Source organism: Vibrio cionasavignyae, assembly GCF_050337155.1.
GTDB lineage: Bacteria > Pseudomonadota > Gammaproteobacteria > Enterobacterales > Vibrionaceae > Vibrio > Vibrio nomapromontoriensis.
The window spans coordinates 364,934-380,174 of sequence record NZ_JAKJSR010000010.1 but is presented as its reverse complement, the minus strand read 5'-3'; the positions used below and the strand labels follow the sequence as shown (position 1 = coordinate 380,174).

Below are 15,241 nucleotides of genomic sequence, written 5' to 3'. Positions count from 1 at the left end.
TATGCACGATTCTTTCAACTATACTGTTGATTAGACAGTGAGTTACTCGTCGAAAAGGCCTAGATTTTCTTTTGCGTACGCTTCAAATTCTGTACAACCACCGATGTGGTCTTGATCGATAAAAATTTGAGGGACGGTTTCAACTGGCTTACCAACGGTTTTTTCTAGGTCAGCTTTAGAGATGCCTTCCGCGTGGATGTCAACATAGCGGAAGTTGAAATCGTCACGTTTTGCTTTTAACGTTTCTGCATGCTCTTTTGCACGAACACAGAATGGACAACCTGGACGACCAAAAATTACGACAAACATTGACTTTCTCCTTGAAGATTAAATTCTTACTAAGCACTAGGAGTTTGATTAACTCGGCTCTTATAGTGTATTGACAATAACTATGCCTTAAGATGAAAAGGAAATAAAGCCGGAAATACCACTCACTATCATAGGCAAAACCTATTAGTACATATGTTAGTCAGTTTGCAAGTTCAATTGGTTACTTTATGTTGTGACTCATACCGAAATTGCGAATTTAAAAATGGGTAAAACGTATGTTGATTGGTTTATATCAATTTTTCATCCCTTAGGTCACGGCATGCTATTAGTGGCTTATAACTCTCATGTGTTTTTACTATCGATAGGGCTCGCAATTTGAGACACCACTTTTTCAACGTTGTATTTTGAACTTCAACGACACTGCGCTTTAGGTTTTGGCATCGGATGAACCATCTACGTGCCGGGGCTTAAGTTTCTAGCATAGAAGCTGAATCGACAATGGTGTGATGGTGAGCTTGACGATATACCGAAAGGATATTGGTATGTTTCAGTTTATGACTTCGAGTCGTATCATATTTGGCGAAGGGGCTTTGCAATCGTCTCTCTCTATCATTAACCAATTTGGCTACAGCGTATTACTGGTAACGGGGCAGGATAGGCAGCGTGCTGAACCTGTCATTCACTATCTTCACAGTCAAAATATGCGTTATCAACATGTCGCAATCTGTGGAGAGCCAAATATAACCATGGTTGAAGAAACGGCGATTATGGGCCGCCGCTTCAAGCCTGATATGGTGATCGCCATTGGGGGGGGCAGTGTTCTCGATATGGGTAAAGCGCTTGCCGCCATTATCCCCAACCAAGGTGATGTTTATGACTATGTTGAGGTTGTGGGGAGAAATGTGCCGCTAAAGACAAAACCTATCCCAATGATTGCGATTCCAACCACTGCGAGTACAGGGGCAGAAGTGACGAAAAATGCGGTACTAAAATCAGGACAAGATAAGGTAAAAGTGAGTTTGCGCAGTCCTGATATGTTGCCTGATGTCGCGATTGTTGATCCGGTACTGACTTATGGCACGGATGCTTATACCTCTGGAAGAGGGGCAATGGATGCGTTTACCCATCTAATGGAAGCCTATGTCTGTGGCGAGCCCAATCCGCTTACCGATATGGTCTGTGAGGAAGGGTTAAGAAGGTTAAGCCAGTCAATTATTTCAGGCTGTAAGCAAGATAACCCGAAAGCACGCGCGGACCTCTCCTTTGCCGCCATGCTTGGTGGTATGGCGATTACTAATGCTAAGCTCGGAGCGGCACATGGGCTTGCCTCTGCGTTAGGCGGGAAAATTACCGCGCCCCATAGTGTTATCACCGCGCAACTTGCTCCACATGTCATGGCTGAAAACGTTAAAGCGGCAAAGCGGGCTGGCCGTAGTGATGTGTTGAATCGTTATCGTCAGATTGCTCAGATTCTAACGTCACGATCAGACGCAACGATTGAAGATGGGATTATATGGGTGACAATGATTTTGGAGCGCTTGGAGTTGCCTAAATTATCCGATTTTGGGGTTTGTCATACATCGTTTGATGTCGTTGCTGCAGATGCAATGAAATCTGTTGCCATTAAAGGCAACCCGTTACCATTAACCGTCGATCGATTAGAGCATATTTTAAATCAGGTATGTCAGTGTCATTGTGACTCGAGAGATCGCATCACAGAAGAACAAGCGCAGGTGGAGTATAGAAATAATCCAATTGAAACCGATTAGGGATGAGAAGTGATAAAAAAAGAGAGGTGTTAGCCTCTCTTTTTTATGTTTTGTTGTCAGCAGCCTTAAAAATTAGGCAGCTTATCGTAGCGAGAGTCCTTTAGGACTTCTTTAACACGTTTCAGGTTGTCTCTGAAGCGACTACCACGTCGTAGGGTAAAGCCAGTAGCAAGGACATCGATAATAGTCATTTGCACTACACGGCTAGCCATTGGCATGTAAACATCCGTGTCTTCAGGTACGTCAACCGTAATAGAAAGCGAGCTGGCTTTATCAAGGGGAGAGTCTTTAGCCGTAATCGCAATCACCGTCGCACCATTTTCACGAGCAAGATGCGCAATTTCTACCTGACTCTTTGTTCGACCTGTATGTGAAATAAGGACAATAACGTCGTTATCTGAACAGTTGATACAGCTCATTCTTTGCATCACTACGTCTTCATAGCACGAAATTGGGATGTTGAAGCGAATAAATTTATTTTGTGCATCTCGAGCAACAGAAGACGACGCACCGAGCCCAAAAAATGAGATTCTTTTCGCTTGTGTTAGTAGGTCAACCGCACGGTTGATCTGCATTGAGTCTAAGCTATTTTTTGCCACATCCAAGCACGCCATCGTTGATTCAAAGATCTTATGGGTGTAGGCGTCAGGACCATCATCTTCCTCAACATTTCTATTGACGTATGGCGTGCCGTTCGCAAGGCTTTGAGCTAAATGCAGTTTAAAGTCAGGGAAACCTTTTGTATCGAGTCGTCGACAAAAACGGTTTACCGTCGGTTCACTGACATCAGCCATTTTAGCTAAAGTGGCAATGCTAGAGTGAATGGCAGTCTGGGGAGATGCCATTATAACTTCAGCTACCTTTCTTTCAGATTTGCTGAAATTTTCTAAGTTCTTTTGGATTTTCTCTAATGTATTCATAGTGTTCACAGGGTAAAGAGAACATCTTGTTAGCGCATAATAGTTTGATAAGGAACCATCGATCTTGGGGTAGATTAGTGGGTTCTCAACCAATATCGAGTTTTTTTAGCGACTTTCGACGCGCGCTAACTCCATAAGTTCAGTATAAACGAACAAGCCAGTCAGCTGTAACAAAAGGTCACATGAAATCTTTAGAATATGACAGGCATCAAACAAAATTCTGGAAGAAAAAAACAAATGGATAAAAAATAAGCGAAAATGGTGCTTTTCTAGCCCGTTTCAGCCGTATTAGCGCCACAAAATAGAAATAAAATTTCATAACGTGAGCATTGCACTTGGTTTCTTCTAAATTTGCGGTGTTACGCTGCGATGCATCAGTTTGTTGAATGATGCTGCGCAGAGTTAATCTGCTTCGCGAGACGTTCGATCTGTGTGATCAAGCTCGCGCCACTGTTTTGTGCTATCTCACGCTGTTCTTGTAACACGGCTCTTAGAACGTCCGTTGAGGTCAGTGGATTCGCTAACACTACACGGAAAACAATGGTATTAAGTTCATTCCATCGAGTTGGGTTCAATTGTGTGCGAGACACAAAAGAGCGTCCGGTTTCGCGTTGTTTCTTCTGGATAAGCTTAGTCAGCTCATTCAAAAGCGAATGAATGCGAGTGACTTGTTCAGGCGTCGCATTGTTTAATGCTTGCTTGGCAGACTCTGGAACATAACGATACGTCAATAAGCACAGCTCAGGTTTGGACACTAATTCAAAGTCGTGTTGTTTATCGATCAATTCAGCAAAGAATTTCGCTTTTTCTATACTCTGATTAATCAGCAATTCATATCCAGGACGGCTAATAATATGCATCGCTGCATACACGAGCATGGCCATACCGGAACGAGAACCTTCTAATGTGTGACTTCCGAGATCTTTTGATCCTTTGCGAAGTATATACTGAGCATGATGTTCAATACTTTTCATGGCATCGGGCTTTTTGAAAAGCACCATGCCAGCGCCCATTGGAATGTAGAGTTGTTTATGTGCGTCTATCGTGACTGAGTCGGCAAGTTCAATACCATCAAGCAAATGGCGATACTTGTCAGACATCAAGGTTGCACCACCCCATGCGGCATCAACGTGAAAATGACACTGTTCCAGTGCACAGATTTGAGCGATATCACGTAATGGGTCTACGTGGCCTGTTTCTGTTGTACCTGCGACACCAATAACAGCAAACGGCTTGATGCGTTGCTGATTTAACTGTTTAAACTTTAGCTGCAAGTCTTTAGGGCAAATTCGGTTGTTACTGTCAGTCTTTACGGCAACTAGGCCTTCTTGACCAATTCCAAGAATGTCAGCGGCTTTTTTCAGCGAATAGTGACCACGCTCCGACACCAAAATGGCAAGCCCTTCATAGCCGAAGTGTTTCATGGCTTTGAACAAACCTTCTTGTTCAACACCTTTAAATTCGCCGTCGGCTCTTAAGGCGTTGTTTCGTGCGACCCAAAGCGCGGTAATGTTGGCGATAGTCCCACCAGAGCAGAAAGCGCCCAAGGAATGGTTAGCACTGTGCATCCAGCGCTGATAGAAAGGTTGATCTTGTGAATAGATAAGCTTATGAAGCATGCCAAGCACTTGACGCTCCAATGGCGTAAACGCTTTTGAAGTCTCTATTTTTACAAGGTTTTGATTCAACGCGATCATTATTTTCGATAGCGGCATCAAAAAATAGGGCAGGGCTGATGTCATATGGCCAATGAAGCTTGGCGACGATGTATGTACTGAATGAGAAACCAGCGTGTCTAATAAGTGCTGCGTATGCTCTGAAACGAATTCAGGCTGTTCGGGAATAACAGCACTAGAGAAATCTTTTTCAATTTCATAAAGCGGTTTTTCTTCGGCCACAATATGCTCTCGCAAAAACTCATTAAGGTTTCGCGATAAGCTTTCTTCGATTTGTGTCAGCGTTGAATCTGGTCCTTCAGGGATAGTGAATATGCGAAGAAGGCTCTCAAAGCTGACGTTAGCAATTTTTTGCTCAGATACCATATCGTAATCTACTAATATTCCATTGGTGCAAGCGGCACAATCTAAACCAATTAAACGAGAATGTCTTCCAATAATTGAAATGAGAACTAAAGTTTCACCGTGCTACAGATAAAATGGTTAGGTTTTGGCTGATTCAGAAGCAAAAGCTGGCGAAAAAACCAGCTTTTGAGGTGGAGCGCTATTTACAACGGGTTGCTTCGACTTTAGTAATCGCATCGTTGTACTTATTAAGTGCGGAGTCAATTTTCTTTGGGTGGCTAAGCAAGTCTGCGAAGGCACTGCGCAATTCATAATTTTGCTGATGTGGTGTTGCTTGACGGTCGGCGAAGCTTGTCGCGGCGATCTTTCCAAGCTCGTCATTGCGTTGAGATAGTGTTTTGATATCTTTTTGCTCTAGCTGCAGCCAACTTTCAATTGGACGCTCTGTTGATACTTTATTTTGGTCATTTTCAAGGTAGTAATGTACCGCCGCTCGATTGAGTTCAAAGTGGTTTTTACGACCTTCTAAAAACCATTGGCTGACATCTTGTAATTCAGGGTATTGCTCAGTTGTAAGAGTGATAAGGTCTTGATACCAGTTAATGGATGCATCGATATAGGCATCATATTTACCGGAAAGGCATTGAGTATCTGCAGCAAGCGAAGAGAATGAAGTTGTTGCTAGCATCATAGCGGCAAGCCATTTTTTCATTGTTAGGTCCTTTAAATGGGCTGAATTTGATTAATTATAATTATTAGAACGCGAGGAGTATAACGACTTTACGCCGAAAAACCTGCGATCTAACTTCCAAGAGAAACAAAGAACAGCATTAAAATCGGCACTAATAAGCTGAGAATAAACCCGCTGACAATAGCAACAGGCACGCACTTCACGCCTCCAGTACTTTGAATTACGGGTAGAGTAAAGTCCATTGCCGTAGCACCAGCGTAGCCTATGGCAGTACTTGGTTTTTTCTGAATGAAAAGGGGTATAAAGACGAGCGCCACCAATTCTCTTAGTAACTCTATCATGAAGGAAGCACCGCCAAAGACGGGACCAAATGCATCGCCCATTAAAATACCAGCAAGAGAATACCAGCCAAACCCTGATGCCATAGCTAGCCCTTGATAAGCAGGGATTTCGAGTAGCCATGCTGCTAATAAGCCACCAATGAGTGAGCTTATAATAATAAGAGAAGCGATGGCCATGCCCTGTTTATTCACCAGAATTTGCTTAAGCGATAAGCCACTGTTTCTGAGTTGAATGCCAATAAAAAAGAGAAGGACAAATAAGATCCATTCACTTGCCGCCTCGACCCAAGCTAAACCAAGTGGGAGCACGAGACCTGCCGCAAGGCCACTTCCAACGACAACAATCAGCTTTAGAGATTCAAGAGCCATGCGAGACAGAGGTAAGTTTGAACTCTTGTTTTCTGACTCAAGCGGTAGGAAGCGATCAACTAAGGGGAGGCACAGTAAGTTACATGCACTAATAATGACAAAGAATGTTACTGTCATTGTAACGATGATCTTTAGATTACTGCCAAAATCCTCAAGCGCAGCTAGGCTCAGTCCCATCAAAAACAAAATGACATAGATGAGCCAAGACGTTGCCTGATTGATTTTTTCGAGCACTTCGATACGAGAGATCGAAAAAAGATAGCCGATTACCAATGGAGCAAAGATAAACAACATGCCGGAGAACATAAGCTCAATAATCCTTCAAAATATGATTTGAATCGTATTGTGTAGCGTTTGAGCTTTAAAAACAAGCATGTAGCATAGTGTTTACATACTAGATAATAACCATTTCTTTCACTACAAGCCTGAGCTACGCATGATATCGGCAGTGTGTGATAGAAAGTCAGCTTCGCTCATTGTTGTTAGCTGAAACATCACTTCTGCGCCGGCAAGATTGATCTCAACTTCGTGTTCCTCTAACGCTTCGTCATTTTGCTTTCGATATAAAAGAATGTGGTTAGCGATTCGTGCAATATCGAGATACGAGACTTCCGGTCTTTCAGCGACTTTTTCTTGGTTAGATGCCACTTCAATAAAGTCTTGATCAAATGCCCAAGTTGTTAGGACTTTTTCACTAATAAGAGGGCAGCGTGAATGGAAGATTTGCATCGCAAGTTCTGGATCAAGGTAATTACCTTTCTCTAAGTAGAGGTGGTATTCGTTGACTAAGCAAAAGAGTCCTATATCAGCGAGTAGGCCAACCAATAGTGCTTTTTCTTGTTCTAGGTAACTGTACTCGTCTTTTGATTGTTCTTGAAACGCTCGGGTTACGAGGACCATCGTCGCAGCTAACTCACGTGAAACGGCGGCACTTTGGACAAGAACACTTTTGCAGTTGTCGGATAAGTTAACAGAGTGTTTAAGCAACTCGATCGATTGGGCAGTCACGATGTCGCGTACTCTTAATATGCCAAGTCGAGAAACTGCAGTATGCAAATCATTACAGGTAATGTTTCTGCGGTTGAAGACAACAGAGTTGGATACGCGTAAAACAATGGCAGCGAGACCCGGGTCGTCAAGAAGACACTCAGCAATCTCAGTGATTCCAGTAGCTTCAAGTGTACAAAGCTTTTGTATCTTTAAAACAACTTCAGAGATAGGTGGTAGGGAAATTTTGCCGGTATTGATGGATTGTTCCACGAGCTCGGCAAACTCGGTCTCTAAACTCTCTATCAATAATTGTTGATTATCAGGGAGCCAGTAAAACGATAAGTGATTCATAGGACTTCGACAGCTAAGTATAAGCACCCAGTTTACCTGTCCTTACTCTTAATTGACAATATCCTTAGTGCCAAAATGTCGTGCTAAGTCAATTGTTTGACGTTTAAAACAGCGTTCATATATTGATAGTTATGCCACTAGATGGGTATGATATAAAATAGTGAAGTGACTCGCATTTGCTGGGGGTTGTAGTTATGTAAATGTGATGTTTACCCAGACTTATTTTGCAATGTGAACTATGATTAATGCACATTATATAAAAAGAGAGACGCCGCAGTGGTAATGCAGGTCTACTCTAGCTCCACTTTTTTCGCTTAAAAATGCTGCTTTTCTGGTGATCACGTTAATCGGGGTAATGGATTAAAGGATCAATGGAAATGATTGAGCAAAATTTCTACGACTACACAATTAAATTTGGTGAATCTCAAAAACGTTCAATGTTTGGTGGTACAGGCTTGTTCAAGGAAGGCGCCATGTATGCACTGGTCAGTAATGAACGGGTTTTTATTCGCGGCGGTTTAGATCTTGATGATGTCTTAAACGGTTTAGGTTGCGACAAATTTAAACATGTGAAAAAACAGTCTACTGCAACAGTAAACTACTATGATATTACGGAAATATTCGAGTCGAAAGCGCCACGCTTGCATGATTTAGTTAAAAAATCTATTGAAAATTCGGTAAGTCAACGGTGTACAAAAAGGGCGATAGAAAACCGACGCCTTCGTGACCTACCCAATATGCAATTGACGTTAGAGCGTATGGTGAAAAAATCGGGTATTGAAGACGTAAAAACGTTCTTAGAGCTAGGTGCTCCCAATGTTTTCAATCGCGTTAAACGTACTTACGGTAGTGATGTTGACGTGAAGTTGTTATGGAAGTTTGCTGGCGCGGTTGATGGTGTGCATTGGAAACTAATCCAAGATCCAATGAAACAGCAGTTATTAGATAATTGCTCTCAACTTGATGCGTAATCGCTGTTCACGCTTTCGTCTATTTCTGGGGAGAGTGTCATTAAAAAGGTCATACGATATGTATGACCTTTTTGCTTTCTAGCCCTGGTTAGATAAGGAAAACTTAGACAAAAGAAGCTTAGCCAACCGGGTTCGCCTGTTTGGCGCTTAGAATGCGAAGCGTGCTGTAAACATCAATTGATCACCGTAGATGTGATTGATGCGGCCTTCCAAACCAAGAGAGAACAATTCTGTTGAGTGGAAGCGTCCGTAAATAGAACCCATCCAGCGGTCTTTATCGCCAACATTTAGGTAACCCGCTTTACCACCGATCTCAAGTTGTGGACCTAACCATTGGCGTACACCTAGATTAACTTCCATACCTGTGTCTGTCTTATGGTGATCACCACTGTCGTGGATGTGCGCAAGCATTTCACCGGTAAAGTCCGCCCAGTTATTCACAGGAGCATGGAAACCGACACCACCAGTGATGTCATAATCGCCTTCGAATTTTGAATCGATACTACCCACGATGTGCGCATTTGGGTGAATAGATTTACTGATTCCCGCTCCAAATGTCATTGGGCTAGCACCGATACGAGCTTCGGCGTAATCGTAGCTAAAGTTACTCATCGTTGCTTGATTTTGCTCTTGCTCTGCAAATGCATGCTGCGATGTTACGACCATTAATGCTGCTAAAAGAGTCTTGCGCATAATCTTTGTAAACCTTTTTGTTTGATTTTAGTTCCTTGCACATAAGTGCGCGCCGCGTATTACATTTTGGGCGGCAATGATATGTGGACATAATAATCGAAAGTGTCCCTTAATCACCAACAAAATGTGTCATCAACGCGGGGAAATTCCCAAAAAATGACATAGGTATACAAAATTCCATCAGTATTGTCGCATCTGTACGGTAAAACTAATGATTTGTTACCTTCTCTAATGAGTGACTTATGGTGACAAGCAAGTGCTTTGACTCGTGTCGATTACTTAGGATGCCGTTATCTACTTTTCTTTTTACTAGGCAACTATCCAAAGTAAGTCGCAATACGTCCATTAACGTAGATGGGTTAGGTTTATCGGCTACGTTAAATTTATCAGCTACGTTAGCTTTATTAGCCACGTTAAGCTGATTAGCTATGTAATTAGTCACCATAATTAATGCGATTTTTAGACAATGCGTTAAAAATGCGCTCAGTGTCCAATATTCTTGCCCAAGGCATGAGTTCGGGTTCGTGCTTTATCATAAAGGTGGTTAACTGCTGTTTTATGACATCTCTTAGTTCGTCGCCGCGCCAGGGCTTGTTGATGTAAAAGTCCAGGCAGGAATGATTGACGGCTTCGATGGTATCTTCATGGCCCGCTTGTCCAGTAAGAAGAATCTTGCGACTTGCATGAGTATCATCGTTTTCATTAAGCTGGATAAGGAAACTGACGCCAGTCTCTCCGGGCATAATGTGGTCACATAAGATGAGGGCGAGTGGGACATTTTCACGTTGTTGTTCTTGAATTATTTCTTTTGCCTCAGCTACGGATTCAGCACCTTCAAGAATAAAGTCATCTTCAAAATCGGATAGGTCTTGTAACACGCTGTCGAGAACTTCTCGCTCATCGTCAACACATAAGATTAAATACTCTTTCATCTTTTTCTCCTTTTCGCGCGTCGCTTCTTAGGTTTTGTAAGTGCTACTTGGATTTGTCAGTGCGACTTGGTTATGCCAATTGCCACTTCTCTTTAATGTGTGCCGTTACGTACTTGGTGTGTCTAACGGAAGGTAGACAGACATATTGGTATAGGCTCCTAGCTTAGAATCAACTTCAATCCATCCCTGGTGTTGGGCTAAAATTTGCTGACAAACGGATAAGCCGATACCTAGGCCAAAATTACCTTCTTTTTTGGTGGTGTAATTTAGCTCAAAAATAGCGCTTTGCTGGTCAATCGGGATGCCATCGCCGTTGTCGATAAATTGGTAAACCGCGTAATTGATGCCTTGGCGTTGTTCGCAGCTAGTATGAATTTGCAATTGTCCGTTGTCAGGAAACGCATCTAGCGCATTCGAAATTAGGTTGGTCCATACTTGTTGCAAGGCAATAGGCATACAGCGAATCTTAGGAATGTCTCCGTATTCCTTGATGACATTGTGGCGTTTCAGTCTATTTTCAAAAATGACTAATGTGTCCTCGATGCCGTCATGTAAGTCAACAAACTCATAAGACTCGTTGTCTGGTCTCGCATAGCCCTTGAGGCTCTTTACCATGTCTGCGATACGCTGCGCGCACACCTGGATAGACCGCAATGTGGCACCCGTTTGTTGGTATTGTTCGAGCTGGTGGAGGCGATGAGACAGTTGTTGTGGTGAAACGCGGGCAAGATTGAGTAATTCTGGGTTGTGGTGCAAATCGAGCTGCACAAGACGCTTTGCTATGCGTCTGTCTGTGATGGTAGTTTGCAGACTCTTCGTTCTAGCGCGCAACTCAGATGTAGAGAGCGGTGTTGCTAACCTCGATTTTTCGAATACATCAACCCCAAAAGAAAGATCGCCTTGGTTATTATCTTGCTGAAGGATTTGGCCTATTTTGTTAGTCACTGTTTCGGCACCCCGTAAAATGGCAGAAACGGGGTTATTGAGTTCATGGGCGACACCGGCGACTAACTGTCCGAGCATGGCCATTTTTTCTTGGTCGATGAGTTGTTGGTGTGCAGATTCTAGTGATTCTAACGTCTTTTGTAGCTGGAGCTTAGTGTTGATACTACGTTGAAGTCGGCGATTAAAGTGTCGCAATAGTAGGTTAGTAAACAAAGGTAATAGGTCGGTATTAGAATGCATGACTTGCGTGAAGACTTGTCGGTCTAATTTTATTACTTTGGTTTGGGTCAGTGTCATCGCCGTGGAAAATGAACATTCGCCAGTGACAAATGACATTCCTCCGACAATACCGCCTTTACTGTGCCTGACAACTTCGCACTGCTGCCCGAGTTGGTCTTTTTTATACAGAGCAACGTGACCATCCACTATGAACCACAAAAATCGGTTGGCTTGTCCTTCCTTGGTAAGCAAGTGTTCGGCTGAGTATTGTCGCACTGCTTTCGTTTCATCACTTTCGGTAAAGAACTTAAGTAAAGCTTCAATGACTTGCGCAGCAAGGTCGTCATCGGAGAGTTCATGGAAATCATGAATAAAACTTGCACGATAAGAGTGCATCTTGCGCTCAATATGCGCTCTCATTAATTTTTGTTGGTCGAGTATTTGGCTGTAGTGCAACAAGTCTTTTTTCTCTTGGGAGACAATATAAGTAGACAGCTCTTTTTTAACGGTTTTTTGTAGGACATGTTCCGCAAGCGGTAGCGTTAAACAGTGGTCAAGCTGGCCTTCATTTACGGCGTTAAGAATGGCCTGAATGTCGCCATAGTTTGTTTTTGTCATCAGAATTTTTCGAGCGGTTTGGGTGTGGCGAGATTGCTCGAGTTGAATAAGAAACGCTCCGCCATCAAAGACGTTTGAATGACGGGCTAGTACCAGCGCAAGCTGTTGTCCAGCCGATCCTATTAGTGCTAAGAGTTCATGAGCATCCTCAATAGAGGTAACAAGATGAACATCAAAATGCGATTGATATGAGGATAACTCAGTGTCGAGTAGGTCGAGATTCACCAAGTCATTGTCTAGACATAACACTGCATATCGATTCTGTTGTCGCATTCGTTTCCAAACCTTCTCTATTGAGAGTTACATTTTAATATAACAATAAAAAGCATAGGGTTATGAGAAGTAGGTATGAGATTGGAGATCCTTTCAAGTTAGGTTAGACTGAATGAAATACACATCAATAAAATGTCCATACCTCTATGCATCAATTAAAGAAAATGGCGGCTATCGGTGGCGCTGTCGCACTCGTTTTATGTTGGCCTTTTGCCGTCGGTCATATTGGCCAGAAAGTTATCGAAGATGGCATTGAACATCTAGATAGCGATACCGTCAGCGCTGAAGTGGTTCGCTATGATCGAGGCTATTTATCTTCTCAGGTGGAAACTCGCTATCGAGTGAATGATCCTGTTTTGAAAGAACAGTTGGAATTAGATGGGTTACCGACAGACTTTGTGGTCGCGAGTGATATCCAGCATGGTTTGTTCAGCCTTAGCGCTGAATCGGTAATGGTAAATTATCCAGACTTCCCACTGTTGCTTAAAACCGTCACCCAACTGAACGGCAATACAGATTATGACTTCACTCTTGGTAGTTGGAGTTATCAAGGTAACGAAAGTCAGAACGTAAACTTCTCTATTTCTCCCGCGTCGGCGAGTGGGACAGTGACCGTGCTTGGCCAAGTGTCGATGGACGCGTTGGTTCCTTCTATTCAATTAGATTTTGAAAACGGTGAGCAACTACTGATTTCTGACTTAAGCATTAGTGGTGATGGTAAAAAAGAGCAAGGTTTTTGGTTGGGCGAACAGCAAGCATCGATGAAAAATTTCCGCATCTTAGATCAGCAACACACTAGCATTTTTGATATTGATACGGCGTCTTATACCTTTAAGTCCATGTTGGATTCAGAACTAGATAGAATTGATACTCAGCATCTGTTTGACTTAAAAGCGTTGACATACCCTGAAGGCGGGGAGCTTAGTAACTTAAAAGTGGATTTCTCACTGGAGTCTTTAGATCGTGCCGCATTTGAGGGCTTGGTCGGGATTTATCAGTCTAACCCTTCTTTGCAACATGCTGACATTAATACGCTAGCACCGCTCATAGAGACGCTGTTTGCAAGAGGCTTTAAAATTGCGATGAATGATATGCACTTTGCACTTCAAGATGGTGAGTTTAAGTCTAAGTGGCTGGTTGAAATCCCAGAGGGGACGACGAATGTATCTAAGGATCCAAGCCTAATTATGCCGGCTCTGACAGGCAACATGGATGCATACATGTCAAATGCAATGATTGCATCTCATCCTATGTTGTCTCAAGGCGTAGATGAACTCGTGGTCATGGAGATGATTGAGCAACAAGAATCCGGCTATCAGTTGAAAGCTGACATTGAAAACGGTCAGTTGATGTTTGAAAATGGACAAAAAATCCCGCTGCTCGCCCTGTTTCTACCGTTGATGATGGGACAGCCAGGTGCTCAATAATCGCATTGAATGAAAACTCACTGTGTTGAAGCAAGAAAAGAGGTCTTAGGACCTCTTTTCTTGCTTCTTATCTATGTAAAAACATGATATTACTGAATCTTAAACCGATTAAAGAGTAGTTAGGAGTAGTAAGTTCATGGAACCGATTCAAGATAATGTCTTCAATTTCAGTGCCGGTCCTGCGGCACTGCCAAAAGCAGTAATGGAAAAAGCTCAAGCAGAGTTTATTGATTGGAACAATCTAGGTACATCGGTCATGGAGGTTAGTCATCGTGGTAAACCTTTTATTCAGGTTGCCGATGAAGCTGAGCAGGATCTTCGTGATTTGATGGCGATTCCTGATAACTATAAAGTCCTATTTTGTCACGGTGGAGCACGAGCACAGTTTTCTGCCGTTCCTTTGAATCTGTTAGGGAAAAAGACAAGCGCAACCTACATTGATGCTGGTTACTGGGCAGAGAGTGCCGTTGAAGAAGCTCAAAAATATTGCTCAACAAGCGTCTACAAAGCCAAAACGACGATTGACGGTAAGGTGGCGGTAAAACCCGCAAGTGAGTGGCAAATCGATGTGGATTCCGCTTATGTTCACTTTTGCCCTAATGAAACGATTGATGGTGTTGAGATCAACGAGCTTCCTCAAACCGAATTACCCATTGTTGCCGACATGTCATCAACGATTCTATCGCGTGAAATTGACGTATCTCAGTACGGTGTGATTTATGCGGGTGCACAAAAAAATATTGGTCCAGCTGGTATTTGTATCGTCATTGTTCGTGATGACTTATTAGATCTTGCTAGCCACGTGCTGCCATCGTTTTTGAACTATAAAGTACTGGCAGAGAAAGACTCGATGTACAATACGCCTCCAACGTTCGCTTGGTATTTGTCTGGGCTTGTATTTAAGTGGCTGAAAGCGCAGGGTGGTGTTGCTGAGATTGAAGTTCGTAACAAAGAAAAAGCAGCGATCCTATATGACTTTATTGATGCTTCAGATTTCTATAGAAACGATGTGCACACTGCCAATCGTTCATTGATGAATGTGCCATTCCAACTTGCGAAACCAGAGTTGGATGACAAGTTTTTGGCATTAGCAGAGGAACGAGGTTTACGGGCGTTGAAAGGGCATCGTGCGGTAGGTGGAATGAGAGCGTCTATCTACAATGCAATGCCAATAGAAGGTGTGCAGGCGCTTGTCGCGTTAATGAAAGAGTTTGAAGCGCAATACGCGCAATAATAGTCATGTCACGGCGGCATTATCGAAAGCTTTGACTGTTATAGATAACGCATCGCTATCATCGTTTTAATAAATAGAGCTGCACGCGAGTGCGGCTTTTTTTTTGCATAATCACAACGGTGTCAACGTACTCTAAGGAGTGGCTTGATAGCAGCCTTTTATTCTTGCGTTATGGCTCTTACGCGACGGCACTCTCGTTATAAATCG

The 15,241-nt window shown here is 42.9% G+C and carries 13 protein-coding genes; 4 read left to right on the top strand and 9 right to left on the bottom strand.

The window, feature by feature from the left end:
• Positions 1-42 precede the first annotated feature (42 nt).
• Entirely contained in the window at positions 43-309 is a 267-nt protein-coding gene (locus tag L4D74_RS04970) for a GrxA family glutaredoxin (RefSeq protein WP_102470603.1), read from the bottom strand.
• A gap of 503 nt (positions 310-812) precedes the next feature.
• On the opposite strand from L4D74_RS04970, the gene L4D74_RS04965 reads away from it, so the two are divergent.
• On the top strand, positions 813-2,039 hold the full coding sequence (locus L4D74_RS04965; protein WP_428751028.1) for an iron-containing alcohol dehydrogenase: 1,227 nt from the start codon (positions 813-815) through the stop codon (positions 2,037-2,039).
• A gap of 65 nt (positions 2,040-2,104) precedes the next feature.
• On the opposite strand, the gene L4D74_RS04960 is transcribed toward L4D74_RS04965, so the two are convergent.
• The 5 genes from L4D74_RS04960 to L4D74_RS04940 form a co-directional block, all read right to left on the bottom strand.
• Positions 2,105-2,959 (bottom strand): MurR/RpiR family transcriptional regulator, encoded by an 855-nt coding sequence (locus L4D74_RS04960; RefSeq protein ID WP_428751027.1) that lies wholly within the window; start codon positions 2,957-2,959, stop codon positions 2,105-2,107.
• 374 nt (positions 2,960-3,333) lie between these two features.
• Positions 3,334-5,001, bottom strand: coding sequence for a pyridoxal-dependent aspartate 1-decarboxylase PanP (gene panP, locus L4D74_RS04955; RefSeq protein ID WP_428751026.1), 1,668 nt, complete (start codon positions 4,999-5,001; stop codon positions 3,334-3,336).
• A 178-nt stretch (positions 5,002-5,179) separates the two neighbouring features.
• Positions 5,180-5,692 carry a hypothetical protein gene (locus L4D74_RS04950; RefSeq protein ID WP_428751025.1) on the bottom strand — a complete coding sequence of 171 codons (513 nt, stop codon included), beginning with the start codon at positions 5,690-5,692 and terminating at the stop codon, positions 5,180-5,182.
• 89 nt (positions 5,693-5,781) lie between these two features.
• Complete coding sequence (locus L4D74_RS04945; protein WP_428751024.1) at positions 5,782-6,687, bottom strand: LysO family transporter; 906 nt, start codon at positions 6,685-6,687, stop codon at positions 5,782-5,784.
• Between the two features lie 111 nt (positions 6,688-6,798).
• The gene (locus L4D74_RS04940; RefSeq protein WP_428751023.1) at positions 6,799-7,722 is read right to left on the bottom strand and encodes an HDOD domain-containing protein; all 924 of its coding nucleotides are present in this window, start codon (positions 7,720-7,722) and stop codon (positions 6,799-6,801) included.
• 371 nt (positions 7,723-8,093) lie between these two features.
• Between L4D74_RS04940 and L4D74_RS04935 the strand changes: the two genes are divergently transcribed.
• Positions 8,094-8,693, top strand: a complete 600-nt coding sequence (locus tag L4D74_RS04935; RefSeq protein WP_428751022.1) for a TfoX/Sxy family DNA transformation protein — start codon at positions 8,094-8,096, stop codon at positions 8,691-8,693.
• Between the two features lie 147 nt (positions 8,694-8,840).
• Here the strand turns inward: L4D74_RS04935 and L4D74_RS04930 are convergent, their stop codons facing one another.
• The 3 genes from L4D74_RS04930 to L4D74_RS04920 form a co-directional block, all read right to left on the bottom strand.
• Entirely contained in the window at positions 8,841-9,386 is a 546-nt protein-coding gene (locus L4D74_RS04930; RefSeq protein ID WP_265673178.1) for a hypothetical protein, read from the bottom strand.
• A 434-nt stretch (positions 9,387-9,820) separates the two neighbouring features.
• On the bottom strand, positions 9,821-10,318 hold the full coding sequence (locus tag L4D74_RS04925; RefSeq protein ID WP_428751021.1) for a response regulator: 498 nt from the start codon (positions 10,316-10,318) through the stop codon (positions 9,821-9,823).
• A gap of 105 nt (positions 10,319-10,423) precedes the next feature.
• Positions 10,424-12,373 carry an ATP-binding protein gene (locus tag L4D74_RS04920; RefSeq protein ID WP_428751020.1) on the bottom strand — a complete coding sequence of 650 codons (1,950 nt, stop codon included), beginning with the start codon at positions 12,371-12,373 and terminating at the stop codon, positions 10,424-10,426.
• Positions 12,374-12,519: 146 nt separating this feature from the next.
• On the opposite strand from L4D74_RS04920, the gene L4D74_RS04915 reads away from it, so the two are divergent.
• Together L4D74_RS04915 and serC are read left to right on the top strand one after the other, a co-directional pair.
• On the top strand, positions 12,520-13,800 hold the full coding sequence (locus tag L4D74_RS04915) for a DUF945 family protein (RefSeq protein ID WP_428751019.1): 1,281 nt from the start codon (positions 12,520-12,522) through the stop codon (positions 13,798-13,800).
• A gap of 136 nt (positions 13,801-13,936) precedes the next feature.
• The gene (gene serC / locus L4D74_RS04910; RefSeq protein ID WP_428751018.1) at positions 13,937-15,034 is read left to right on the top strand and encodes a 3-phosphoserine/phosphohydroxythreonine transaminase; all 1,098 of its coding nucleotides are present in this window, start codon (positions 13,937-13,939) and stop codon (positions 15,032-15,034) included.
• Positions 15,035-15,241 lie beyond the last annotated feature (207 nt).